General features: G+C 48.1%; 20 protein-coding genes and 2 pseudogenes. 12 read left to right on the top strand and 10 right to left on the bottom strand.

The annotated features are described in order from the left end of the window. Positions 1–13: 13 nt before the first annotated feature. The 11 genes and pseudogenes from ACLHV8_RS13175 to ACLHV8_RS13125 all read left to right on the top strand — a co-directional run. Positions 14–1,255 (top strand): annotated as a pseudogene (locus ACLHV8_RS13175) (type I restriction-modification system subunit M); the annotation flags it as partial. Next, a complete protein-coding gene (locus ACLHV8_RS13170; protein ID WP_410376926.1) occupies positions 1,245–2,507 on the top strand; it encodes a restriction endonuclease subunit S in 1,263 nt (420 codons plus the stop codon). The pseudogene ACLHV8_RS13175 and the gene ACLHV8_RS13170, both read left to right, overlap by 11 nt. A 21-nt stretch (positions 2,508–2,528) precedes the next feature. Further along, on the top strand, positions 2,529–5,813 hold the full coding sequence (locus ACLHV8_RS13165; RefSeq protein ID WP_208595293.1) for a type I restriction endonuclease subunit R: 3,285 nt from the start codon (positions 2,529–2,531) through the stop codon (positions 5,811–5,813). After that, a complete protein-coding gene (locus tag ACLHV8_RS13160) occupies positions 5,810–6,574 on the top strand; it encodes a M48 family metallopeptidase (protein ID WP_208595294.1) in 765 nt (254 codons plus the stop codon). Before ACLHV8_RS13165 ends, ACLHV8_RS13160 begins: the two co-directional genes overlap by 4 nt. Before the next feature lie 36 nt (positions 6,575–6,610). Continuing rightward, positions 6,611–7,003: a hypothetical protein gene (locus ACLHV8_RS13155; RefSeq protein WP_208595295.1), complete on the top strand. Its 393-nt coding sequence runs from the start codon at positions 6,611–6,613 to the stop codon at positions 7,001–7,003. A gap of 83 nt (positions 7,004–7,086) precedes the next feature. Continuing rightward, positions 7,087–8,184, top strand: coding sequence for a PD-(D/E)XK nuclease family protein (locus ACLHV8_RS13150; RefSeq protein ID WP_244250183.1), 1,098 nt, complete (start codon positions 7,087–7,089; stop codon positions 8,182–8,184). Positions 8,185–8,288: 104 nt separating this feature from the next. Further along, entirely contained in the window at positions 8,289–9,470 is a 1,182-nt protein-coding gene (locus ACLHV8_RS13145) for a restriction endonuclease (RefSeq protein ID WP_208595297.1), read from the top strand. 48 nt (positions 9,471–9,518) lie between these two features. Further along, positions 9,519–10,379 (top strand): HNH endonuclease signature motif containing protein, encoded by an 861-nt coding sequence (locus tag ACLHV8_RS13140; protein WP_208595298.1) that lies wholly within the window; start codon positions 9,519–9,521, stop codon positions 10,377–10,379. A 169-nt stretch (positions 10,380–10,548) separates the two neighbouring features. Continuing rightward, complete coding sequence (locus ACLHV8_RS13135; protein ID WP_208595299.1) at positions 10,549–12,636, top strand: hypothetical protein; 2,088 nt, start codon at positions 10,549–10,551, stop codon at positions 12,634–12,636. Further along, a complete protein-coding gene (locus tag ACLHV8_RS13130) occupies positions 12,605–14,500 on the top strand; it encodes a hypothetical protein (protein WP_208595300.1) in 1,896 nt (631 codons plus the stop codon). Before ACLHV8_RS13135 ends, ACLHV8_RS13130 begins: the two co-directional genes overlap by 32 nt. After that, complete coding sequence (locus ACLHV8_RS13125; protein ID WP_208595301.1) at positions 14,493–15,221, top strand: hypothetical protein; 729 nt, start codon at positions 14,493–14,495, stop codon at positions 15,219–15,221. The genes ACLHV8_RS13130 and ACLHV8_RS13125 overlap by 8 nt, the downstream gene beginning before the upstream one ends. A gap of 494 nt (positions 15,222–15,715) precedes the next feature. On the opposite strand, the pseudogene ACLHV8_RS13120 reads toward ACLHV8_RS13125, so the two are convergent. The 7 genes and pseudogenes from ACLHV8_RS13120 to ACLHV8_RS13090 form a co-directional block, all read right to left on the bottom strand. Next, positions 15,716–15,979: pseudogene (locus ACLHV8_RS13120) on the bottom strand (integrase); the annotation flags it as partial. Between the two features lie 50 nt (positions 15,980–16,029). Further along, on the bottom strand, positions 16,030–16,482 hold the full coding sequence (locus tag ACLHV8_RS13115; RefSeq protein ID WP_410376925.1) for a DUF3828 domain-containing protein: 453 nt from the start codon (positions 16,480–16,482) through the stop codon (positions 16,030–16,032). 221 nt (positions 16,483–16,703) lie between these two features. After that, the gene (locus tag ACLHV8_RS13110; protein ID WP_208595323.1) at positions 16,704–17,420 is read right to left on the bottom strand and encodes an ABC transporter ATP-binding protein; all 717 of its coding nucleotides are present in this window, start codon (positions 17,418–17,420) and stop codon (positions 16,704–16,706) included. Then, positions 17,417–18,292 carry an ATP-binding cassette domain-containing protein gene (locus ACLHV8_RS13105; RefSeq protein WP_129323353.1) on the bottom strand — a complete coding sequence of 292 codons (876 nt, stop codon included), beginning with the start codon at positions 18,290–18,292 and terminating at the stop codon, positions 17,417–17,419. The genes ACLHV8_RS13110 and ACLHV8_RS13105 overlap by 4 nt, the downstream gene beginning before the upstream one ends. After that, the gene (gene livM / locus ACLHV8_RS13100; RefSeq protein ID WP_028018588.1) at positions 18,289–19,563 is read right to left on the bottom strand and encodes a high-affinity branched-chain amino acid ABC transporter permease LivM; all 1,275 of its coding nucleotides are present in this window, start codon (positions 19,561–19,563) and stop codon (positions 18,289–18,291) included. The genes ACLHV8_RS13105 and livM overlap by 4 nt, the downstream gene beginning before the upstream one ends. A 10-nt stretch (positions 19,564–19,573) precedes the next feature. After that, on the bottom strand, positions 19,574–20,488 hold the full coding sequence (locus tag ACLHV8_RS13095) for an ABC transporter permease subunit (RefSeq protein WP_028018589.1): 915 nt from the start codon (positions 20,486–20,488) through the stop codon (positions 19,574–19,576). Positions 20,489–20,589: 101 nt separating this feature from the next. Further along, on the bottom strand, positions 20,590–21,711 hold the full coding sequence (locus ACLHV8_RS13090) for a branched-chain amino acid ABC transporter substrate-binding protein (RefSeq protein ID WP_028021355.1): 1,122 nt from the start codon (positions 21,709–21,711) through the stop codon (positions 20,590–20,592). 425 nt (positions 21,712–22,136) lie between these two features. Here ACLHV8_RS13090 and ACLHV8_RS13085 point away from each other — a divergent pair, with 425 nt between their 5' ends. Beyond that, complete coding sequence (locus tag ACLHV8_RS13085) at positions 22,137–22,805, top strand: YecA family protein (protein WP_208595324.1); 669 nt, start codon at positions 22,137–22,139, stop codon at positions 22,803–22,805. 335 nt (positions 22,806–23,140) lie between these two features. Here the strand turns inward: ACLHV8_RS13085 and ACLHV8_RS13080 are convergent. The 3 genes from ACLHV8_RS13080 to ftnA all read right to left on the bottom strand — a co-directional run bounded on the left by ACLHV8_RS13080 (position 23,141) and on the right by ftnA (position 26,309). Next, positions 23,141–23,840, bottom strand: a protein-coding gene (locus ACLHV8_RS13080; protein ID WP_410392129.1) for an IS1 family transposase whose coding sequence is annotated in 2 segments (ribosomal slippage) — positions 23,141–23,588 and positions 23,587–23,840 — 702 coding nt in all. Because the reading frame shifts where the segments join, the coding sequence is not laid out codon by codon here. A 512-nt stretch (positions 23,841–24,352) separates the two neighbouring features. After that, on the bottom strand, positions 24,353–25,564 hold the full coding sequence (gene tyrP, locus ACLHV8_RS13075) for a tyrosine transporter TyrP (RefSeq protein WP_208594395.1): 1,212 nt from the start codon (positions 25,562–25,564) through the stop codon (positions 24,353–24,355). Between the two features lie 247 nt (positions 25,565–25,811). Continuing rightward, entirely contained in the window at positions 25,812–26,309 is a 498-nt protein-coding gene (gene ftnA / locus ACLHV8_RS13070; protein ID WP_129323357.1) for a non-heme ferritin, read from the bottom strand. Positions 26,310–26,431: the final 122 nt, after the last annotated feature.

Raw genomic sequence — 26,431 nt, 5'->3', positions numbered from 1 at the left:
GGAGTCATTACCCGGCGAGCGTATTGATCAGGCATTACACGCTATTGAAGAAGCCAACGGCACCAAACTGAAAGATGCCGGGAAAAGCGTGTTCCAGGATATTTCGTTTAACACTGACCGCCTGGGTGAAGAAAAACAGAAGAACACCATCCTGCGTCAGCTGCTGGAAGACTTTGCCGGTGAAGATCTTAACCTGAAGCCAAGCCGTGTAGGTACTCTGGACGTTATCGGTAATGCCTATGAATATCTTATCAAAAATTTTGCTGCCAGCGGTGGACAGAAAGCCGGGGAATTCTATACCCCGCCGGAAGTCTCGGACCTGATTGCTGAACTGCTCGATCCGCAGCCGGGTGATACCATTTGTGATCCTGCCTGTGGTTCGGGTTCATTGTTAATGAAGTGCGGACGTAAGATTGTCTCCGGATATGACAGCCGTAACTATGCATTGTTCGGTCAGGAAGCGATTGGCTCCACGTGGTCGCTGGCGAAAATGAATATGTTCCTCCACGGCGAAGACAACCACAAAATCGAGTGGGGCGATACCATTCGTAACCCGAAGCTGCTCGATAAAAATGGCGACCTGATGCTGTTTGATATCGTGACCGCAAACCCGCCGTTTAGCCTGGATAAGTGGGGCCATGACGAGGCTGAAAACGATAAGTTTGGCCGTTTTCGTCGAGGTGTACCGCCGAAGACTAAAGGAGATTACGCCTTTATCTCGCATATGATCGAAACCCTGAAACCAGGAACGGGGCGTATGGGCGTAGTTGTGCCACACGGTGTGCTGTTCCGTGGCTCCAGCGAAGGTAAAATTCGCCAGAAACTGATCGACGAAAATTTGCTGGATGCGGTGATTGGATTACCAGATAAGTTGTTCTACGGAACGGGGATTCCGGCTGCGATTCTGATTTTTAAGAAGCAGAAAGTGGATGACAAGGTGATGTTTATCGATGCCAGCCGTGAATATAAGGCGGGCAAAAACCAGAACCAGCTCAGCGCAGAAAATATCCAGAAGATCGTTAACACCTATCGTGAAGGCGATAACGTCGATAAATACGCCTATCTTGCCAGCCTGAAAGAGATTCAGGACAACGACTATAACCTTAATATTCCACGCTATGTCGATACCTTTGAGGAAGAAGACGAGATTGATTTGCTTGCGGTACGTGCTGAGCGTGAGCAACTGAAAGCGGAACTGGCTAAGCTGGAAACTGAGATGGCGGGTTATCTGAGGGAGTTAGGTTATGGTGCCTAAGGGGTGGAGTGAAAGTTATCTTGGTGAAGTGGTTACATATAAAAAAGGCTATGCATTTAATTCATCATTATATACAGAGGAAGGGATACGGATTGTTCGAATTTCGGATACAACTAGGGACTCCATCCATTCTGACAACCCTGTTTTTATTGCTGGCGGGAATGTCGAAGGTTTAGAGCAATACAGTCTTTTCGAAAACGATATAATACTCTCTACTGTGGGATCTCGTCCACATTTACTGGACTCCATGGTTGGTAAAGCTGTAAAGGTTCCGCGCAGTGCACATAATAGCTTGCTAAATCAGAATCTTGTTAAACTCATACCGAAGAAAACAAAAATAACAAATGAGTATCTTTTTAGCATGCTTAAAAAAAAGGAGTTTATACAATTCATCTCAAACTTGGTTCGTGGTAATGCAAACCAAGTCTCTATAACTTTGGCTGATCTTTTTAAATATAAATTCATCTTACCTTCTCTCCCCGAACAAAATAAAATCACCCAAATTCTGTCCACTTGGAATAAGGCAATTTCGGTGACGGAAAACCTTCTCGCCAACAGTCAGCAGCAGAAAAAAGCGTTGATGCAGCAATTGCTCACTGGGAGGAGGCGCTTACTGGATGATCATGGGGTTAGGTTTAGTGGGGAGTGGCGTTCAGGACCGCTAGGGAGCTTAGTCGGTAGGATTTATGGTGGGGGCACACCATCACGAGCTAATAGCGGACTATGGGGAGGGGATATCCCATGGGTAACAGTTAAAGATCTAATTTCACCACGTATTAACGGGGCTCAAGAGTATATTAACGAAATTGGTTTGGCTGAGAGCGCATCAAATCTTGTCCTTGCTGGAACGGTAATAATTGCGACTAGAATGGCCGTTGGGAAAACAGTTATGGCGTCTTGCGATGTTGCTATTAACCAAGATTTAAAAGCAATTTGTGCAAGTGAATATGTTTGCTCAGAATATATTTTTAACTGGTTTCTATTACACGCTGAACAGATAGCAAAAATGGGGACGGGGAGCACGGTTAAGGGCGTTCAAGTTGAAGCCATCAAGGCACTAAATATGACAATTCCTAAAGCGATAGAAGAACAACAAAAAATCGCAGCCGTACTTTCTGCTGCGGACGCTGAAATATCCACCTTGGAGAAAAAACTCACCTGCCTGAAAGACGAGAAAAAAGCCCTGATGCAGCAATTACTGACCGGAAAGCGTCGTGTGAAAGTAGAAGCTGAAGAAGCCGTTAGCGCTTAACGCTAAGAACAAGGAAAGCCAATGAACCAGACGTACACGCCAAAGTTCCAGGAAGAATACAGCGCCAAAATCCCGGCACTGACGTTACTGACCAGCCTCGGCTGGACGTTTTTATCTCCGAAACAGATTATGGGTTATCGGGGTTATAAACAGGATGAGGTAGTGCTGCGTCCGGTTCTGCGTGAAGTGTTGTCGAAGCGTTCGTTTATGACTGGTGGCAAAACCTGCCAGTTATCGGAAAAGGCACTGGATAACCTGATATCGCAGGTCTGTTCCCCGGCACTCAACGAAGGGCTGCTGAAAGCCAATGAGCGGATGTATAACCATCTGCTCTACGGGATCGCCGTCACGGAGTTTGTCGATGGTAAGAAGGTCAACCCCACGATTGCACTCATTGACTGGCAACATCCGGAAAATAACCAGTTCCATTTTACGGAAGAATTTACGGTGTTGCGGTCAGGCGGTGTTGAAACCCGCAGACCGGATATTGTCTGTTTTGTGAATGGTATCCCGCTGGCCGTCATTGAAGCGAAAAGCCCGGCAGGCCACAGCAAGAAAGGGCCAACCATTGATGAGGGGATATCCCAGAGTATCCGCAACCAGTTCAACGATGAAATCCCGCAGATGTTTGCCTACAGCCAGCTATTGCTTTCAATTAACGGGCATGATGGGCGCTACGGTACCTGCCATACGCCAATGAAATTTTGGGCAGCATGGCGCGAAGAAGATATTACGGATGCGCAGATGTATGCTCTGCGCAACCATCAGTTATCGACTGAACAAATTCATGCATTGTTTGATCATCGTCCTTCAGCCGATCTCGACTGGTACCAGCAGTTAATCGCCGCTGGTGAACTGGCTGTCAGTGGGCAGGATAAGCTGCTTATCAGCCTGCTTTCGCCGGAGCGTCTGCTGGAGATGACCCGCTTCTTCACCCTGTTTGATAAAAAGACCGGGAAAATTGTCGCCCGCTATCAGCAGGTGTTCGGGATTAAAAGGCTGTTGGAACGCATCAGTACCCGCAGACCGGACGGGGGCAGGGAAGGTGGTGTGATCTGGCATACCACGGGGTCAGGTAAATCGTACACCATGGTGTTCCTCAGTAAGGCGCTGATTCTTCATGACAGCCTGAAGCAGTGTCGTGTTGTGGTGGTGACGGACCGTGTCGATCTTGAAGGACAGCTCAGCGGCACTTTTGCCTCAGGTGGCGAACTGGCAGGGAAGGATGATAAGGCCAAAGCGATGGCGACCTCAGGTCAGAAGCTGGCACAGCAGATTGGCTTTGGTAAAGAACGTATAATCTTTACCCTTATCCAGAAATTTAACTCAGCGACAAAACTCCCCGAATGCGTCAATACCAGCCCCGACATCATCGTTCTGATTGATGAAGGTCATCGTAGCCAGGGTGGTGAGAACCATGTGCGAATGAAACTGGCCCTGCCGAATGCCGCCTTTGTGGCATTTACCGGTACGCCATTGCTAAAAGAAGATAAGACCACCAATAAATTCGGGCCGATTGTCCACGCTTATACCATGCAGCGAGCGGTAGAAGATAAAGCCGTTACACCTTTGCTGTATGAAGAACGTATTCCCGACCTTGAGGTTAACGATCGGGCAATAGATGCCTGGTTTGACCGTATTACCGATGGATTAAGCGAAGCGCAAAAAGCCGACCTTAAACGTAAATATGCCCGTAAAGGTGAGGTCTACAGTGCAGATGACCGCATCCGACTTATCGCACTCGATATTGCCACACACTTCTCGAAAAACATTGATGAGGGGCTGAAAGGGCAACTTGCCTGCGACAGCAAAATCTCCGCCATCAAGTATAAAAAGTATCTTGATGAAGCAGGGTTGTTTGAATCAGCAGTGGTTATCAGTACGCCGGATACCCGGGAAGGGAATACCGAGGTAGATGAAAGTAAACTACCGGAAGTGACGAAATGGTGGAAGGATAATGTCGGCACGCAGGATGAGTCCGCGTATACCCGCAATATCATCAGTCGTTTCGATACCGATGATAAGCTTAAATTGCTGATCGTCGTTGATAAACTGCTCACCGGGTTTGATGAACCAAAAAATACCGTGCTGTATATCGACAAGCCACTTAAGTCCCACAACCTAATCCAGGCGATTGCCCGGGTGAACCGACTGCATCCACTGAAAAAGTTTGGCCTGCTGATTGATTATCGCGGCATTCTGGCTGAACTGGACACAACTATCGGTAAATATCAGGATCTCGCCTCCCGAACCCAGGGTGGATACGACATCAAGGATATTGACGGGCTGTACAGCGCCATGAGCTCTGAATATAAACGTCTGCCGCATCTGTATAACCAGTTGTGGGCCATATTTGCCGGTGTTAAAAACAAAAATGATACTGAGCAGTTACGTGCAGTACTGGTGCCTAAAATGGAAGAACGTGACGGAGAGATGGTCGATATCCATCAGAAAACCCGTGATGATTTCTTCGAGGCGTTAACGGCCTTTGCCGGATGCCTGAAAGTGGCACTGCAGTCCGCCACCTTCTTCACCGACAAGAGCTTTACGGAACAAGACCGAAATATCTATAAAGAAACCGTAAAACAGATGTCCAGCCTTCGCCAGTGGGCAATGCAGGTAAGTGGAGAGCAGGTCAATTATGACGACTACGCTGAGCAGGTGAAAAAACTGCTGGATAAGCATGTCACCGGCGTTGAGGTTCGTGAACCGAATGGCGTGTATGAAGTCGGTAAAATGGGCAAGAGTGAAAAGCCCGAAGAGTGGGACAACAATAAAACCCGCAATGAAACCGACATCATTAAAACCCGTGTGACAAAGATGATTGAGCAGGAGCTGCGTGATGACCCGTATGCTCAGGAGGCCTTTTCCAAACTCCTGCGTATGGCAATCGAAGAGGCTGAAAAACTATTCGACCACCCACTGAAACAGTATCTCTTATTCCGTGAGTTTGAAGAAAAAGTTGAAGCCCGTAAGCTCAGCGATATCCCGGATGCGCTGGCGGTAAACAAGCATGCTCAGGCGTATTACGGTGTCTTTAAAAAAGAGCTACCGGAGGTTTTTGCGATTAACGACATTCAGGTGCAGGAGAAGTGGACGAAGCTGGCTTTTGAAGTAGACTGCATTATCGTCAAAGCAGTGGCAGAAAACTCCCTGAACCCTCAGGATATCGAGAAAGTGGTCAAGACAAATCTCTTACCGCTGCTGTTTACGGTCTGCCGGGAAGTAGGTGCCGGAATGAACCAGGTAAACCGTATTGTGGAAACTATCATCCAGATACTGCGCGTTGGTTTAATGAAATCATGAGTGAAAAAGAGTCGCCAGCAATGAAAGCAATACGCATTGTTTATGGTGATGAGGTCATCGTCGTACAGTGTGTTTCACGTCAGGTCGTTAAGGGCAGGGTGCTCATCAAGGTGCATCCGGACTGTCGTGTTGTTGCCTCTGTACCACCAGAAACACCTGAGCACGAGGTGCTGTTTGCGCTGAAAAAACGAGGGCGCTGGATATATCAGCAACTGCGTGAATTCAGGGAGCAACAGACGCACATTGTCCCGCGTCAGTATGTCAGCGGAGAAAGCCATTACTACCTTGGCAAGCAATATCAGTTGAAAGTGACAGAAGACGCTACTGCACCGCAACGAGTGAAAATGTTGCGTGGGCGCCTGGAAGTGACGGTCAGACACAAATCGACAGAAAAGGTTAAAGCGTTGCTGGCTGAATGGTATCGGGAACGCGCCAGAGATGTCTTCCAACGCAGACTAGATTTATTGATACCGCAGACCCTTTGGGTTAGTGAGCGTCCGCCGATACGTTTGCGGGCGATGCAAACGCAATGGGGCAACTGTTCTGCGAAAGGCTGTCTGACCTTAAATCCGTGGTTGGTGAAAGCGTCCTCAGAATGCGTCGATTATGTCTTGTTGCATGAGTTATGCCATGTGGCTGAGCACAACCACAGCGAGGAGTTTTACCGTCTGATGGGGCAGGTTATGCCGGGCTGGGAAAAGGTTAAGAAGCGACTGGATGGTATGGCTGGGATGTTGTTGGCTGACGTAATTGAAAATTAACTAGTTGTTTGATATGTAAAATTTTGTGGAGTTTTTATGTCAATTAATATCAATGATATTTTTAATGAAGCTAAAAATGAATTAGAAGATCTTAGGGTTGAAGGGATAAAAAGTGCTGCCTATCTGGAGCTAAAATCCATTTTTGAAGAGATAAAAGCAAATCCTGAAATAAAGACGAATTATAACTTTAGTTTTTCAGAACCCAGTTCAGGTTGGAAGAATGGTTGTTTATCGTACCGAGAAACTTGTTATAACAAGGATACAAAATCATATGTATTAGGGTTAACACATTTTGATGGCGAAAAATACTCCGCTGAAATGTATGTTTTTACCAGAGGACCAAGAGGAGCCGATAAAGGATATGAAAGGAAAATATTTAATGATGCAAGAGATGGCATTAAATTCATCATTAAAAAGCTAATTAGTTAAAATGGTATAATTCAAGGAAATATTATTAATTATAAATTTAAAAGGAAGCTAAATTGTCATGTAAAGCGTTAAACATCGAATTCATGAAAATGTTAAAAGGGATTTGTTTTGAGGATGATATTGAATTCAATTTTTTTGAATTGGGAGGTTCCGGATATCTCGAAAATCCAACAACGGACTTGATGGCTTTGTTTATGGGAGCACAGAAAATGGTGCAGCCATGGTTGCTCAAAGCATTGTTATGTTGCCTGGATGATTCCCTCGATGTTGATGAAATTGATTTCACCTCTCTGGAATTAATGAGAGAAGCCAGAACAGAGGATGGGAAATATCTTGATATTCTTATCAGACATGATGAATTCATCATAGGTATTGAGCATAAAGTTTTGGCTGATACATATAATCCTTTTCCCAGCTATGTAAGCCTCATTGATAGTTACGGCGGCAACAATCAAAAACTATTTCGCTGTATATTAAAGCCTGACGGTAACAGTGCTAAAGGCGTAGACGGTTGGCAACTGATCAATTATTCACTGTTGCTAGAAACCGCCATTCGACGTCTGGGGTTAGAGATGATGAATCAAGAGTTCAGCAAGTGGACTGTTTTTTATCAGGAGTTTTTGAGTCATCTTAAAAAATTGAGTGAGGTTAGTATGGATAAGGTATCTGATAAAAATGTGGAGTTTGTCACTGAAAATTTCACAGCTTTGATAAAATCGGTTCAATTGCTGGAAATGTACCAAAATGCTATCACCGAGGAAGCTAAATCGGTTGTCTCAGAGGTATTGCCTGATATTCATATTGCAACAGGTATTAATAACTGGAAGGGTTACTATAAAGCAATTCATCTGATGCCGGGATGCTGGGGGCAAGGTAAAACAGGAATTACGTTAGTTTATCGACCTTCAGAGGATGGACGAGATGAAGCTGAGTTCTACGTATATGGCTGGATACATTCAGATGATTACCCTGAAGTTAATGCACTAAAAGAAGAAATAAGAGTTGCTTTAAGTGCTGGAAATTTCATTCCAACCGCTAGCCCTGAGGACTACGAAGTATCAATTTCTGGGAAGGGGAAAGTGCTTGAACTGAGTTTTTGGGGGAACACGAGAAGCAAAAAAGATGCACTGGTTCTTCTTAAGGATATGACGGAGTGGGTGGACTCAAAAATAAGAACATAAATTAATATGACTGCGTTATGATGATCTTTTTTAAATTGTGGATTATTAAGCAGGAAATTAAAGTGTCGAATAGTCAGATATTGGAATAAAAGGAGAATATTCAAATGATTTATCAGTGTGATACTTGCAGTAGAACGACTTTTGAGGTTAATTGTCCCTGGTGTAGTGGAGTTTCGCCTGTAAAAACGTCTGCATGGGGTTCAGCATCATCGACCACACAAGCAATAGATATACAACGTATGACGCCATTGAATCCATCGTTTTATCCCGAATTTCAGTATCGTTCAAAGGGTGTTCTGAAAGATCTGTTTGGGAAAAAGAAAGAACAAACTCAGCTTAATCAATTACTTGAAAATGTTCTCGAAAAATACTCCAGTTTAAAAGATCCATATTTTACTAACTTCATTTACACTTCCAGATTCTCACATAATAATAAATCGGAAGCAGATTTCCCAACAGATAATGGCACATACTCCGAATTACAACTTTTCCGTGAGGTGTTGGTCAGAAAAGGGTTCAATGAGCTTGAGGAGTTACCTGAGCTATTAGATAAATTACTCCTTACCACGTCATTTAGCGCTCTTTATTATGGTTTCGCTAAAGAAGTTAAACGGCATATTAAATCTACACTTACTGAATCCTTGAAGTCATGGATTGAGGAAGCGGGCACCACTTTTCGGGCAGATCTTTCATTATTTCTATTCTATATATGGAGCAATAAAATAGAGTTCTCATCAGTAGAATTCAATGAAAAAGCGGAGGCCACGCCTGGTGTTCCTTTGGTTTTATTCGATGAAGTTAAAAAATACTTAGCTGTGTGCGAACGTATTTATTTTGATATTCTGGTTGATAGATTAGCTACACGGCTTGAGCATTTTAACCCTAACAAATTCGTTACCATGTATTTAGTTGACGCAATGGACGGCTTCCAGTTTGAAGATTTCCTTGTGGAAGTATTCCAGACTATGGGTTATGACGTCAAAGAAACCAAGAGAACGCAAGATCAGGGGGCAGATCTCTTCGTCACTCGATTTGGTAAGGATATGGTTATTCAGGCGAAAAATTATTCTGGTTCTGTAGGTAACTCGGCGGTGCAGCAGGTGATCTCTGCTAAAACGTTCTATGGTTGTGATGAGGCGATGGTTGTGACTAATTCCTACTTCACACGCTCTGCTAAAGAGTTAGCTGAGTCAGCCTTGGTACGTTTGATCGACAGGGATGAACTGCAAAAGTATCTGGATGATTACAATCAGAAGATAATCGAAGATTTCCAGTCAAACTCGTAACTTTGTCTTGTGATCAATGGAAAATGGCTTGTCCTTGGAGAAACGCTGATGAATTTGACGAAAATAAAGCTTGGAACCCGGAAATACCTCCCAGTGATCCATGAGCTTTTAGACTTGGGATTGCCAGGAGAAATTTTATCAATTCGTACTACAGGTAAGAAGGGAACCTTGATACCTGATCTGACTGTTGGGTTAGGTAAAGCTAGGCGAGTCAAAACTGGCGATTGGAACATCGCAGATACAAGAACATTTGACTATGTTGTTTTGCGAGTTGAGCGACCCGATAGTTATCATGATGTTTACACCGGTCAGTTCGTTCGACTCCATCGGTCAGAAAGAAGCGGCGGACAAATCGTCGAAATGAGTAATCCCAGGTTGGCGGGTATGACAAAATCCATTTCAAAAGTTTTTAATGGTGGAAAGGTGAGTGGTAGAGGGACCGCGTATGTCTCAATCTCTCCAGGCTTGAGCAACACAGTTATTTTCCCTACTCGCGTGTATAAAGAAGGGCGGGAAAGCAATGCAACTTACAGTTCCGACCAGTCGCCCTTTTCACAAGATGCCAGGAAGAATTGTTTTGACCGCTGTGTTGTTACCGGAGTCCAATCGCGTTGGAGGACCGAGGCAGCTCACATAACGCCGCGACACGAAGAAGGCATCCCAGACGTTACGAACGGTCTTCTATTACGTAGGGATATTCACAACCTATTTGACCACAACCATTGTGCGATTGATCCCGATAATATGAAAGTTTACTTCAGCCCTCAAGTCTGCGCGATAGATGAAGACCTCTTAGAGTGGCAGGGGAGCACTATCATTGCATCACGTATGCAGACACACATTAATATTGAGTATCTGCGTCCGCGATGGAGCAAGTTCATTGAAATTCATGGGAAAATGATGGACTAAAATGACGTGCACACATAGATGTATGGCAGGTTCATAGCGCATATAATCACGAAGTCTGCATATGGCATTGAATAGATGATCCTACCATTGAGAACGCTGCTTTGAGTATATTGAATGAAAACGGAAGCATGTTGCGACACTGCGTACCGACGATCAAAAAGGACTTAACATGTCAATTAACATCAATACTTTGAAGAATCTACGTACTGGATTACTTACTGCACTGGAACTTTCCATTAAGCATGGTGAAGCTGCAGAAAATGTCGATCACATTACCGATGTTTTGCGTCAGGTGGAGCTGACGACGCTTTTGCAGAAAGAACCAATTTATGCTATCGCCGGTATGCAAGGGGCTGGTAAAACAACCTTGGCGAAAACGATCCTCGGTATTAATGATGAATGGTTAGACGCCAATCCGGGTCGTGGCGAGCAGGTGCCGCTTTTTATCGAACAGGTGGATGGTGACCCCGCCTACTTTCCCCAGGTAGTCTATCAGTGCCTCAACCTTAAAACTGGCGAAATTCAGCAGCAAAAAGGCGAGGGCGGGGAGCAACTTCAAAACCTCCTTCGTGACTGGAACAGTGTTCGTCGCTATGAAAAAGCAGGCTTTAAGCTGCTCTACCCCAAACTGCTGATCAGCAAGAAAAACTCGTTCATTGATGAACAGGTGACCTGGGCGCTGTTACCGGGCTATGAGTTGACCACCAGCAAAAACTATCTCTGGCAGGATATGATGCGTCACGTATTGGTTAACGCCCGTGGCGTCCTGTTCGTTACCGATGCCTCGTTGTTAGCGAACGACAGCAAATCTGGTGTGCTGCAAGATTTGCGAGATAACTTCAGTGACCGAGGCCCTGTGGTGGTCATCAGCAAAACTGAGATGCTCGGTTTACAGGAAATCGAACAGCTCAAGACCAGTGCTGCTGAATGTGTATTCCCAAATGTTGGAATGAAAAAAGAGGATATCGTAGCGACAGGCTCTGGCAATAGCGATATTTGGATTGACGCATTGCGCCAGACGGTGACCAATAAGCTCACTAGCAGCTCGGCGTCTGAAGCAATTGCTTTGGATAATTTTATGGGGCTTATTCGCGAAGATGTATCCGAAATTATTAATGATTTGAGAATATTGGCGGATAAACAGCAGCATCATGAATCCATGGTAGAAGAGATTCTTGAGGCCTTTGATGAATCAGCCGCCAACCATGAGCAAAAATTACGCGCAGCGATAAAAAAGCAGACCCGTCAGCACTTTACTGATGCACTTATGCATTGTGAAGAAAACTATAAAAGCGAAGAGGTTGGTTTTCAAAACAATCTTAAAATTTTTGCGCGGCGTCTGTCGTTGCGCGGCGTAGAAGTGGATGACGAGCGCAGTCGACGCATTCTTGATGCTTGGAATAAACAATATGAAAACGTCAGCATCCACGAGCATAACTTCAAGGCACTGACATCTACAAATACACGGGTGCTTCGTGCTCAGGGGCTCTTGCCTAATGTTGAAAATCAGCAGTTACTACCGACAACAGCACCCGGGAGAATGGGATATCTGGTTCAGGATAAGCAGACGGAGTACTCGATGACAGATCCTGAGCTGATGACGGGACTGTATACACTGCTCAAAAAACCGAGCAAAGAGCATCAAGTTCCTCTGCCTACAAAACTAACCGCAGCTCTGGATATTTTGCCTGCCTTAATGCTGGAAAATGCACGTTCCAGGCTTGCAATGCAGCTCGATCCTGCTTGTACTACCCAACTGGCAGAAGAGATCCAACCTAAGCAAATATTTGATGCTCTCTTTTCCAGCAGTGAACAGTACCATCCAATTAAAACAGCCATGATGGCGTTTTTGGGGGCTGATGCTGCAGATGGAACGGTGGATGGTAAGAGCACACCAAATAAGGAAGGGGGATTAACTCCGCTGGCGTTAGTAGGTAAAGCGGCGTTGGTTGCCAGTGTGGCGTATGGTATTTACCAAATAACGGGTGTGATTCGCGACAGCGATAAAGCGCAGATCTATTACATTCGTCGTGCTATGGAGGAACTGGCATTCCATAACGAACAAACAGTGATCGGCAACTATCAGGAGATGATTGCCGAACTGAGAGAGCATATTGCGTATAACTTGAAGCAGATTTTTGGCGAAACGGATGCTCTGGCAAATCGAAGTGCGTTGGTACTCGCGATTAACAAGCTAACTGCGGCACAAAAGGAAGCAAAACTGTATGAAACTCACTTCCGAAAAATCTTGGGTTGATCTTAGCCGGGAACGTTACTTGTGGGCAGAAGAGAGTTTTGTCGCCTTTCTTAAGAAATTTGACGAGCAACGGCTAATCCAGGCGACGGACAATGCCAGAAGGCAGATTTCAGTGATCCTTTACGGCCCGGCTCAGGTTGGTAAAACCTCACTGATCTTGACCTTGCTGGGCATTCGTGATGACTGCTTCACCGAACTAAATACTTTGCTACGTGGCGAGCAGGATCTGGGCACGATGTCCACGGCGCGCACTTATCGCTATCGTATGTCTAAAAACGACTTCTGGTACTTTAGTCACCGCGAGAACGGTACAGCCTGGTTTAACGACGAGGAGGCGAAGGCCATTTTTGCCGGTTTTCGCCAGGAAGTTGAGCAGGGTGTGCGAGAATTCGATAGCGTGGATGTATTCCTGCCCCGACGCTTTTTTGATTTGCAGCAACAGAGCAGTGCTCAGCTGTTGATCCGTGATTTACCAGGCACTCACTCAACCAACGCCAATGAGCAGTACTATGTCAACATGCTTGCCAGCCGTTATCTTGCCTCTGCCGATGTGGTGATGCTGACAGGCAAGGCAGATGCGTTGTCCTTCCTAAAACCAGAAGAGTTGGACAATGACCTGCTGAAGGACTGGCACTGGCAACGCCACCGCTACAAGATTGTCCTGACTAGAGCTTATTCTGATGCAACACTTCAGCGTCTGATCAAGCAAAAACGGCTTGATAAAAAGGCAATGCGGACGTTCTTGCTTGAACAAATCAATACCATGGAGCTGGGATTGCCTGAAAGTATCAGTGAACTGATCTACCCCGTAGAGTGCGGCCACACCTGGCTGGCAATCAATGCCGGAGATGACGAGTTCGCCTGCCAGTGCCGAGATTTGCGGCGAGACGTGTTGCAAGAGTTACTCGACTCTCTGCACCAGGCGTCGAACCCGCTTTCACGCTTGCGCACGGGCTACGCGTTGCCGCATATCATTGAACAGCAAATGGCCGTCGAAAAGGTGCATTACGAAACAGAAAAAACGTTGCTGCGAAAACAGCTCTTACGGTTGGAAGAGCATGTTGATATGTACCAGGAACGTGTGAGCTGTAATAGAGATAACCATCAGAAATTAATAAAGAAGCAGCAAACGTTATTAAAAAAACGTGATGACGCATCGGGTAAGAATTTTGGTGAGCATTCGAACGTATCTCAGATAATCGCGCAATTAACGACATGCAAATCGCCATCTCTAGATTTACTTAAGTCGAAGATTCGTGAATGTGGTGAAACCTATACCCAATGCTGGAATGACCTGCTTGAAGCCTTCCAGCTTCCTCCTGAAAGGGTGCCGGAGATGGCCTATCTAGAGCGGGTCTTAACCAGACTGAATGGCTACTGGTTTGAAACCTATTTTCGCGAGAAAACACGCAGGGAAGATCAGGATGAGATCAAAGGGGCGTGCCTCAAAGACGCCAACTTCTTAACGGCTCTTTTCCACAAACGCATCAAGTTTAAGTTCGATACCGAAGAATGCGCCCTGAATAAAAACATTGTTAAAAATGAGCGCACAACGCGGCGACTGGAGCGTATCGTTGCTCAGTTATTGAAAAAAAAAGAGCACACACATCTGCGGATCGTCCGGATTAAGCAGGAGTTCGACGAGTCGTTAACTCGTTATTCCCAGCGGCTTCACGAGAGTAAAAACTTTCTGAATGTCATTCTTTCGGCAAAAAATACCCGGGCGCATGAAATCGAGGTCAACGTTAAAAACCCAGACATCAGCCGCAGCGAGCGCCTCGGCTGGTTGCTGATGTATAAAGCGTTGAACAACGATTTTGACTACGTAAAATCCTTAGCCGAGGAGAGCAGTAAAATTGAATAAAAACCTTGTTGTAGCGGAAACGGCCAACGATGAACAGTTACTGGACCAACTGGTGCAGGATCTGTTTTTGGAGCATTTGCGACGCGAGCTTGTCGGGCAAAAGAAGAGTATTGACGACAGTAATGACAAACTCTTTAATCTCGACCGAAAATTCGTCGCTGAATTTAAAAAACTGACCGGACCGCTTGAGACGATATCCGATACGCTCGGTGAGCAGACACGCGAACTGAACGATGCCAAAGATGATGCTCAAAGACATTATCTTACTTTATTGAACAGTCTGGCGCAGAACAGGGCGGACACTACCGCTCTGCATGACATGTCCCAGCAACAGAATAGTAAGCATCATCAGGAACAGGTCGAAGAACTACAACGCATCCATGAACAATTGCCCCAACAGAGCGCTAGACTTCAGGAGCAAAACGCAGCATTGACGTCCCTTACGGAACAGCAAGTGGCGTTAAGCCATCAGCAGGTAGCCCTTCAGGAACAACTGTTCTCCGCTACTCTGGCCGAGATGCAGGCGCAAAACGTGATGCTGGAGTCGCTCACGGAACAGAATAAATCTCTGCATCAACAAATACTCACCTTAGAGGATAAACAACGTGCAGAGCTACAGACAAACCGCCGTTGGGGCAAGCTGGCCACTGTATTCACGCTGGTGAATACACTCATTCTGATGGGCATGACCACCCTGTTTTTCATTCAGCATGGCACCTGACTAGGGATGATAGCTCTTTTAACGTCACAGCCCGTTTAAGTAATCTGCGTATAACTATGCGCATTCAGAGTGGACAAATGCGAGTTGATACGCTGCTGGCAGCTGAGTGTCAGTTGGGCGCGCTGTGTGGGTTTACACACTTGGCCGCTCACTGTTAGCGTTGCATTCAGCAAATTGATTTAACTAGGGTGAATACTTTCGGCACGAACTCATATCTGTGACGTTTCTTTGCTCAAAGCTATCCATGGCTATCTATTTACTGCTAACTACAGCAAATATGAACATCCAATCCCCACAAAATATTGCAATGAATCGCTATGTAACACATTGATCCTGCGTAGAATTTAAAATCCCTCGGCGTTCGCGCTGTGTGGGTTCAAGTCCCACTCCGGCTACCATGGGAAACAAAGAATAATCAAAGCAATAAGCAGTGTCGTGAAACCACCGAAAGGTGGTTTTTTTGTGCCTGAAATTCATTTTCCTAACATCATTTGTCATTTTTGCCCACCAACCACCGGAACAATCTTCACTTTTTGATCGTAACGTGACGTCTGTGTGATCGTCTTGAGACCTGAAATCTGTTGCTTCTCCTGCAGGCTTCCTTGCAGATCTGAAACGCCTTTTGCTTTCAATTCGTGAAATGTGAAATCAAAAAGTAGGTGGGGGAATTTTTTCTGAACTTCATCGCGTGCCCGCTGCCACCGGCTGTTAAACCCGTCACGGGTATAACGCGTGCCGTTCTGCTGGTGCAGCACATAGGGGTATACGCAAAGATGCATTGCATCAGTACCCCTTTCAGATCGTCGATTTACTTTGCATTCAGGTTGTCAGAAATATCTATGCTGGCTACAGACTGGACTTTCCAGGCCCCGTCTTCTTTTACCATGCAGTCAATAACGGTGTGATCGCGCTTCTTGCCAAAGGATATATACACCTGCATGCACACGGCATCGTAATCAATCGCTCTGGCAATAACCGTTCCCCAGTCATCTTCATAGCCCTGGGCCTTTATGAACATATCAGCGTCTGGAACGTCGTATTCATTCGGATCAAGCTTGTCCATGGCTTTAAGCTTACTGATGGTAACGTGGCTTACATACTGGCTGAGTGCGTCATAATCCGTAAGTGGCTCTTTCCCGATCATTATCTGAGAGATGTACCACTTATTAAACTGCAGTGCCGCCTTAGCTTCCGGCGGTAAGGTTTGAGCAGCATAAGCCAGAGGCGGCAGCAGCAGAGCTGCGAGTATTATTTTTTTCATGTTATTCATGCCTGTAAATTGCGTACGCTGGTTTTACTTCCCTGTACTCCGGGTCTGGATACAGCCATGCTGAAAGCTCCTTTTCAGTTAGTTTGACGTGATCGTCAGTGACTAATAAATCAGCATAACCAGACCTTCTCTAGCCATTGCGTGCTATACATTCTGTGAATAATTTATTGTTATTTATAGGAAATAATTTTGATACATACACCAGTATCGAATCAAACACCACCTAAATACGCCTTCCTCACCTCCTGATTGCCCAGCAGTTCTTCGCCGCTGCCGCTCAGGCGGATCTGGCCATTAACCATCACATATCCCCGGTCAGAAAGTTTCAGCGCATGGTGCGCATTCTGCTCGACCAGAAAAATCGTCATGCCGTTGCGGGCCAGCTCGCGCAGCGTCTGGAAAATCTGTTTTACCACAATGGGTGCCAGCCCAAGACTCGGTTCATCCAGCAGCAGCAATTTCGGGCGACTCATCAGCGCCCGGGCAATGGCCAGCATCTGTTGTTCGCCACCGGACATGGTCATCGCGCGCTGCTTGCGACGCTCTTTGAGGCGCGGAAACAGGTCAAACATGGTTTGCATATCTTCAGTCGCAAATTGATTGCCGATGGGGATAGTCCCCATCAGCAGGTTTTCTTCAACCGTCATATCCGGGAAGATACGTCGTCCTTCTGGCGCCTGGGCGATACCCCCAGATGCAACGTAATGAGTCGATTTATGGCTAATGTCCTCTCCGCAGAAAAGGATCTGTCCGTCACGAATACGGGGCTGGCCAAAGATGGACATCAGCAGTGTCGATTTACCCGCGCCGTTTGCACCAATCAGCGCTACGGTTTCACCCTTATTGACCTCCAGGGAAACCTGCTTCAGCGCCTGAATGACGCCGTAAAACACGTCCACCTCGCGAAATGCCAGCAGCGGTTCGTTCATAAGGTGACCTCGCTTTCGTCCGTACCCAGGTAGGCAGCAATGACCTTTTCATCATGCTGGATCTGCTCGGGTTTTCCTCTGGCAATAACATCGCCGTGGTCGAGCACGATAATGTCGTCCGATATCTCCATCACCATTCCCATATCATGTTCAATCAACAACACCGTGATGTCGTGATGATCGCGCAGAAAACGAACTATGCTGCTCAGCTTATGCGTTTCTACCGGGTTTAGCCCGGCAGCGGGCTCATCCAGGCAGATCATCTCCGGCCCGGTACACATTGCCCGCGCGATTTCCAGACGCCGCTGCTGCCCGTACGACATCTCTCCCGCCAGGCGATTGGCGCACTCCACCAGGTCAACCACTTCCAGCCAGTAGAAGGCTCTGTCCAGGGCATCACTCTCCGCCCGGCGGTATGCCGGCGTATTTAAGATCCCGGCAAGAAGATTGCGGTTAACGCGCATATGCTGTGCAACCAGCAGGTTTTCCACGACCGACATTTCGCGAAAAAGCCGGATATTTTGAAACGTGCGCGCCAGTCCGGCGCGGTTGACCAGGTGGGTTCCGCCAAACATTTTGTAGAAAAGACGCTGCCCAAACTGCGCGGGGTTAATCCAGTCACCTGGCTGGAATTTTTGCCCGAGGACCTGAATAACGTTGGTCGTTTTACTGCGGGTATTAAATAAAATGTTGCCGCCAGAGGCTCTGTAGAAGCCCGTCAGGCAGTTAAACACGGTGGTTTTCCCCGCACCGTTTGGCCCAATCAGGGCGGTAATAGAGCCACGCTGCACGTCCAGGTTGACATCGTTTAGCGCCTTAATCCCGCCGAAGTGCATCATCAGATGTTCAACGCGCAATATCATATCGTTCATGGCGCAACGCCCTTACGCACGGCAAACCCGCTGCGGTTTATGCGGATCAAACCGCGTGGACGCCAGATCATCATCACCACCATCAGCATGCCAAACAGCAGGACCCGGTACTCGGCAAAACTGCGCAGCAGCTCGGGCGTGACGGTAAGCACAAAGGCCGCCAGCACGACGCCAAGCGTGGAGCCCATGCCGCCCAGCACCACGATGGCGAGGATCAGTGCCGATTCAAAAAACGTAAATGAGGTCGGATTCACGAAGCCCTGGTAGGTTGCAAAGAACACCCCGGCAATCCCGGCGGTTGAGGCACCGAGCGTAAAGGCCGAAAGCTTGACCAGAACATGATTCAAGCCCATTGAGCGACAGGCGATTTCGTCTTCGCGCAATGCTTCCCACGCCCGGCCAATCGGCATCCGCGTCAGGCGGTGCTTAATATAGAGCACCAGCATCACCACCAGAAACAGTACCGCATAGATAAAGATAAACTTCATATTGGGGTTGTAGGTCAGGTGGAAAAATTCGTGGAAGGGCACTCCACCTTCTTTAGCCCGACGGCCAAACTCCAGACCGAAAAAGGTAGGAGGAGGGGCTGAAACACCATTGGGCCCTCCGGTGAAGGTCAGCCAGTTGTTCAGGATCAGACGAATGATCTCCCCAAACCCGAGGGTCACGATGGCCAGATAGTCACCGTGCATGCGCAGCACCGGGAAACCGAGCAGGGCACCTGCGGCAGCGGCCATGATTGCCGCCAGCGGTAGCATGCTCCAGAAGCCTAACCCAAGATACTGATAACCCAGCGCCAGGCCATAAGCGCCGATGGCATAGAACGCGACATATCCCAGGTCCAGCAGACCGGCCAGACCCACGACGATGTTAAGTCCCAGACCAAGAAGCACGTAGATCAGCCCGAGAATGGCAACGGTCAGCACATATTTGGTGGCGACAAACGGGAAGCAAATCGCAAGGGTAATCACCAGAGGAATAATCCAGCGCATGCGGCTTTTGTATTCCGGGGGGCGGACATACACGCCCGCGCTATCGGCTTCAAAGCGTGACTGGAAACGGGCTCCGGTGGCAGTACCCAAAAAAGCGCTCAACAGAAAGCGCCCCAGCATCACAATGCCAACCATCCAGGCCAGTCGCTGCCCGGCGAAGTTAAAGCTGTACCCGTCCAGCACCACGCCCGCAATTGGGCCAAATATAATCAGCGCAATCAGCCCGGAAAAAATAGCGTCCAGAGTGCAGCGTTTGAGAGAAAAACCGTGGCTTGTCATCGTTGCTCCCTCACACTTTGGCCACAATCGGGCGACCAAGCAGTCCCTGGGGACGGAAAATAAGGATCATCACCAGAAGCCCAAACGAGAACACATCTTTATAGTCCGAGTTCACCATGCCCGAGAACTGGGCTTCCGCCACGCCGAGAATAAGTCCGCCGAGCATTGCCCCGGGCAGGGATCCGATGCCGCCGAGTACCGCCGCGGTAAAGGCTTTGATGCCAATGACAAATCCGACGTAGAAATCAAAGGTGCCGTAATTCATGGTGATGAGCACACCCGCCAGACCCGCCATTGCCGCGCCGATGACAAAGACCAGCGAAATAATCCGATCGGTGTTTATCCCCAGAATGGAGGCCATTTTGCGGTCCTGTTGCACCGCGCGGCACATCCGTCCCAGGCGGGTATGGTTGATTATCCAGGTGAGGACCAGCATGCCGGCAAATGAAGCGACCAGAATAAACACTTTGGTATAGGTTATCTGAACGAACCCTTCCCCCAGATGCAGGCGAATAACGCCATCCAGCATGGTCGGAACCCCTTGCTGGCGCGGGCCCTGGCTCAACTGCGCGTAGTTTTGCAGAATAAGCGACATACCGATGGCGGAGATCAGTGGCGCCAGGCGTGTGGAGTTTCGCAGCGGCTTATAGGCAATTCGCTCGATGGTCCAGCCGTAAACCCCGGTCACCACAATAGTGAAAACCAGCGTCCCGAGGATCAACAGAGGGAAAGACTGCAGGCCGAAGAATGACAGCAGCGCCAGGCCAATGGCGCAGAGATAGGCGGAAATCATATACACTTCGCCGTGGGCGAAATTAATCATGCCGATAATGCCGTAAACCATGGTGTAGCCGATGGCGATCAGGCCGTAGACGGAGCCCAGCGTTAAGCCATTAATTAACTGTTGCAGGAAGAATGTACTCATCTTAGCGCGCTCGTTTTTTATAGGCTGCGCGACTTACGCAGCCTGATGTTTATTACGCGCCGACAGGCTGGCCTGCCGGCGTTGAGCGTGATTCCGTCCCGTTACTGCACTTCCTTATATTTTCCTTTGTCGTCCCACTGGTAAACCACGTAGTCAGACACTTTCAGATCGCCTTTGCTGTCCCAGGCTTTTTTGCCCATCACCGTGTCGACGGCATTGGCTTTCAGCCACTCGCTGGCTTTGGCAGAGTCCTTGCCACCGGTGGCTTTGAAGGCAGCAGCAATGGCCTGTACAGAGGCATAGGAATAGAGGGTGTAACCTTCGGGTTCGAATTTACCGGCGCGGAATTTCTCGATAACCGCTTTACCGTCCGGGATCAGGCGCGGATCTTTACCGAAGGTCATGTAAATACCGTTGGTGTATTGCGGGCCACCCGCGGCGGTTACCATCTCTTCGTTGACAATACAGTCGCCGGAGAAGAATTTCGCCTGCACGCCCTGTTCACGCATCTGGCGAACCAGCGGACCGGCTTCCGGGTGACAGCCGCCGAAGAACACCACGTCCGGTTTTTGTGCACCGATCTTCGTCACCAGCGCGTTAAAGTCTTTTTCACCGCGCGAAAGTCCCTCATACATCACATCCTGAACCCCGCGTTTCGCCAGCGCCGCTTTGGTGGCGTCAGCCAGACCCTGACCGTAAGTGTCTTTATCGTGAATGATCACCACACGTTTGGCTTTCAGCTTGTCGATGATGAAGTCGCTGGCGACCTGGCCCTGCTGGTCATCGCGTCCGCACATGCGGAACATGTCGCTCATACCGCGTTCCGTAATCAGCGGGTTGGTCGAGCCGGGAGTGATGGCAATAATCCCCGCATCGCTGTAAACCTCGGAGGCGGGCATGGTGGAAGAGGAGCAGAAGTGGCCAACCACGGCGTTGACTTTATCCTGGTCCACCAGACGGTTAGCAACAGCCACAGCCTGTTTCGGCTCGCAGGCGTCATCCCCCTGAACCAGTTTGATCTTCTCCCCGTTAATGCCGCCAGCAGCATTAATGTCTTCAGCGGCTTGCGTTGCGCCGTGCCAGTACTGATCGCCATAGGTGGCATTGGGGCCTGTGAACGGTCCGGCGACACCGATCACAATATCTGCCTGGGCGGAAAATGCGGTCACCAGGCAACCGGCCAACACAAGAGAAAGAGGCGTTCTGATAAATTTCAGCGACATTATTATGTTCCTTAGCAAAGAGGTTTTTGCACCACGGCGTATACCCAAACGCCCGACGGCGCAGCCAGTCCAAAACACGAGCAAGAACAAAATGCACTAAACGAACAAGATCCAGACTGCATCCTGCGTGATACGGCGAGGTTTCCATGCGCAACTTCGCGCGAAGAACATTAAGCAAAAACGTTGCCAGAATGGTTAACCCATTGATGGGTTTGCGACATGTTTGAGTATAGAGCCCCGTGTTATGTCGCCTTGCGGGAGGAGAAGAAATTACAGCGGAGATCACATATCGTTAACAATAAAGCCCATAAGTTGTGCAGGAGTCACGATTTGCACGTTTTTGCAGCAATAAAGACCTAAACTTCAACCCGGAAAGGTGTGCGATATGTGGTAGGATCCTTTCCTTTTTATCAGGAGTGTCAGCGATGACTGAAGGCCCATTGAATGAAAGCGAAATGGAGTGGCTTGAAGAGACATTAATGTCTTACGGTCACGACGATGCGTCCGTGATTGACGTCTCCGAACTGGACGGCATGCTTACCGCAGTGCTTTCTGGCCCCGTTGTCGTCGAGCCCGATACCTGGCTGGTGGCGGTGTGGGGTGGCGAGAAGTACATTCCACGCTGGAAAAACGATCGTGAGATGAACCGTTTTATCGATCTCTGCTTTAAGCATATGAACGATATCGCCGAGCGCCTGAGCGAATACCCGGATCAGTTTGAACCGATGTTTGGTTACAACGACGTGGACGGTGAAAGCTATACCGTTGTGGAAGAGTGGTGCTACGGCTACATGCGCGGCGTGGCGCTGACGGACTGGTCTGCCTTGCCGGAAGATCTAAAGGCCGATCTGGATGTGATTGCGCTGCACGGTACTGAAGAGAACAGCGACAAGCTGGATGCGCTGACGGAAGAGGAATATAAAGCCAGCATTGAAAGCATCCAGCCTGCGGCACTGCGTTTGTACAATTATTGGGTGAACAACCCGCAGCAACCGGAAGAGAAGAAGCCGATTGTGAATGGGGCGAAGGTCGGGCGTAACGATCCGTGTCCTTGCGGTAGCGGGAAGAAGTTTAAGAGCTGCTGTTTGCACTGATACATTTTTTTGTGGATTTAGGTAACTTTATTTCGTTCACCTTAACACCAACAGAAAATAATACGTCCTTAACATGTGATCAAGATAAGGGGGCATCGTAGCCCCCTTAGCAATCCCCGCGGCCCTGCGGATAATGATAGCTGGGTGGATTTTTCTGTTAACTATACGTCGCTTTTCACTCCAATAATACGGAGGTTAATCATATTTGTCTTGCCTAAAGATATCCGGGCGATGATTGTCGGCTAGAATCTCTTGCCGTTCTGAAATTCTTAGTGGTTCCCTGTATTATTATATTTGTATCGAGTGTGTCCCGGTCTTTTGGTAATGACTCCAACTTACTGATAGTGTTTTATGTTCAGATAATGCCCGATGACTTTGTCATGCAGCTCCACCGATTTTGAGAACGACAGTGACTTCCTGCCCAGCCTTGCCAGATGCTGCCTCAGATTCAGGTTATGCCGCTCAATGCGCTGCGTATATCGCTTGCTGATAACGTGCAGTTCTCCCTTCAGGCGTGATTCATACAGCGGCCAGCCATCCGTCATCCATACCACGACCTCAAAGGCCGCCGACAGCAGGCCCAGAAGACGCTCCAGCGTGGCCAACGTGCGTTCACCGAATACGTGCGCCACAACCGTCCTCCGTATCCTGTCATACGCGTAAAACAACCAGCGCTGGCGTGATTTAGCGCCGACGTAACCCCACTGTTCGTCCATTTCCGCGCAAACAATGACGTCACTGCCCGGTTGTATGCGTGAGTTTACCGACTGCGGCCTGAGTTTTTAAGTGTCGTAAAATCGTGTTGAGGCCAACGCCCATAATGCGTGCACTGGCGCGACATCCGACGCCATTCATGGCCATATCAATGATTTTCTGATGCGTACCGGGTTGAGAAGCGGTGTAAGTGAACTGTAGCTGCCATGTTTTACGGCAGTGAGAGCAGAGATAGCGCTGATGTCCGGCAGTACTTTTACCGTTACGCACCACGCCTTCAGTAGCTGAACAGGAGGGACAGCTGATAGAAACAGAAGCCACTGGAGCACCTCAAAAACACCATCATACACTAAATCAGTAAGTTGGCACCATTACCGTAATGATGAATGAATTAATCGCTCTAATCTTACCTCGTAAAGCTGTTCTTTATTATGATGCTTTGGCATTCGGTGTAATGCTTGCATTAATGACTGTGTGTTGATTTAGATTTCGATTGTTCTAACAAAAAACAATGGTGTATGCATAATAAATTTAAATCATTGAAAGATGAACCGAGAATTTATGAGAATGTATATGTCAATACGTATTCCTTCCCGAAGGAAATACTATGTTAGTGTTCACTGAGTTTTTTCAATTGGGGGTTAAGCAATATCGCGGGCCTCGTGCCCGCGTATTGTTTATAAATCTGAAATCACGACTGAATTTCTTTCAACTCTCTGATGTTTTCCTGAATCCGCGTAAGCGCAGTCTCTGCCTTATCAGGACATAAGGGGTTTTATCAAAGGGTAAACATACCCCTATGGTAGCTGGTAGTTTCCCCTTAACCCCCGTTTTTAACCCACTTCAGGCAGCATTCCCGCTGCAATCAAAACCTGCACCAGAATAATCACCACGCCACAGCCAAACACGATACACAGCAGCGGTTTTCCCCCCGCCACGCGATACCCTTGCTGAGGATGTTGCTGACGGCTCTTCCATGCCAGCAGGGAAGGGAGCAACAGGGCAAGGATCGACAGTGCCACCCCCGCGTAACCCAGCGCCATCACAAACCCGCGTGGGTAAAACAGCGCAAAGGCCAGCGGTGGCAGGAAGGTGATTGCGCCCGTCTGCAACCGTCCAGCCGCGGTATTGCGACGCTGGAACAGGTCAGCCAGGTAATCAAACAGGCCCAGCGCAACACCCAGGAACGACGTGGTCAGTGCCAGGTCGGCAAACAGGTGTACCGCCAGTTCCACATGTGGGGAGGTCACAACCTCGCGCAGTGCCAGCAGAAAACCATTCAGGCCAGCGTGTTGCGCCATCAGTCCAATAAAGGTCGAAGAGTCAATGCTGCCCAGCGTCACCAGTTGCCAGAAAATATAAGCGATCAGGGGGATTGCGCTGCCGATAACAAAGACACGGCGCAGCTTGCGAATATCGCCGTTCATATAGCTGACAATGCTCGGCACGCTGCCGTGAAAACCAAACGAAGTGAAAATGACCGGGATTGCGGAAAGCGCCAGCCCTTTTTCCAGCGGCAGCGTCAGCAGGTTGACCTTGTGTACATGTGGTGCGAGCAGTACCAGCATCACAATCAGGAACAGAATTTTGGCACTGAACAGAAAACGGTTAAACAGATCGACCAGCGACGTCCCCACGCAGACCACGCCACCGCCGATGAGCGCAAAGAAAATGGCGCCCGTTGCCGGGGTAATATCGGAGCCGAACCAGTCATTGACGCTGGAGGCGATGAGCTCCCCGGCACCGCTAATATAGGCGGCAGTCAGAGCGTACATCAGGAACATCATGCTAAAGCCGGTTATCCACTGACCGTAGCGTCCCAGATAGCGTGCTGCAAGAGAACCCAGACCGGTGTCGGCTGGCACATGCTGATAAACCTCAAGCAACAACAGTGCGGTGTAGCACATTAACGCCCAGAGCATACCAAGTAGCAGCAAGGTCATCCCAAACCCCACGCCTGCGGCTGCCAGGGGCATTGCCAGCATTCCTGCTCCAATCGTCGTTCCGGCGACGATAAAAATACTTCCCAGGGTTCTGTTTTTCACGCTTTCCTCTACAACGATTCGTAATCGCGACAAAATCTGCGGCGCAGAGTAAGGGAAAAGCGGTAACTCGTCAAATCACCGTTACAAGTAGTGTAATGAAAGGTTTACGAAGTTGAGCGCTCTGCGATCATGCATGGGGCGTCATCCAGACGTAACGTTAATAAGGGGAACAGGAAATACAATGAGGGTTTTGATGCAGGGAATGTAAGTAAAAAACGCGGCGCCGATTTTCGGCACCGCGCTGGAATTAGTTTTGCGTATCGAGGGTAGAAAGTTCTTTATCAATAAAGTAAAGACCTTCGCCAGATTTACCCACCAGAGATAATTTATCCAGGACGGATTTAAACAGCTTCTCTTCTTCGTGCTGTTCAGCTACATACCATTGCAGGAAGTTAAAGGTTGGATAATCCTGGCTGGTCATTGCCGCATGAACCAGTTCGTTAATTTTCTGTGTGATTAATTGTTCGTGCTCGTAGGTTGCGCGGAACAGTTCATCGAGAGAATTATATTCAGCAAAAGGGGATGTCACGGTTTCAATGCGCGGCAGGGCGCCGGTATCTGTCAGATAATCAAACAGACGTTGCATATGGGTCATCTCTTCCTGAGCGTGACGACGCAAAAACGCAGCCGCGCCTTCGAAACTGTGGTAGCTGCACCAGGCGCTCATCTGCTGGTAGAGCAGGGACGAAAAAAGCTCAAGGTTCATTTGTGCATTGAGCTTGTCGATCATTTCAGTTTTCAGCATAGTGGCGCTCCTGGTTATTATTTCTGATTCACAATGAGCGATACTATAATTTGTTATTTAATTATTTGCAAAACGTAAAATTTTTATTTCTTTATTTAAAATACGAATGGGAATAAAACGCA

The organism is Enterobacter sp. CPE_E863 (genome assembly GCF_046521465.1).
Taxonomy (GTDB): Bacteria; Pseudomonadota; Gammaproteobacteria; order Enterobacterales; family Enterobacteriaceae; genus Enterobacter; species Enterobacter adelaidei.
This window is presented reverse-complemented; position numbering and strand designations above follow the sequence as displayed.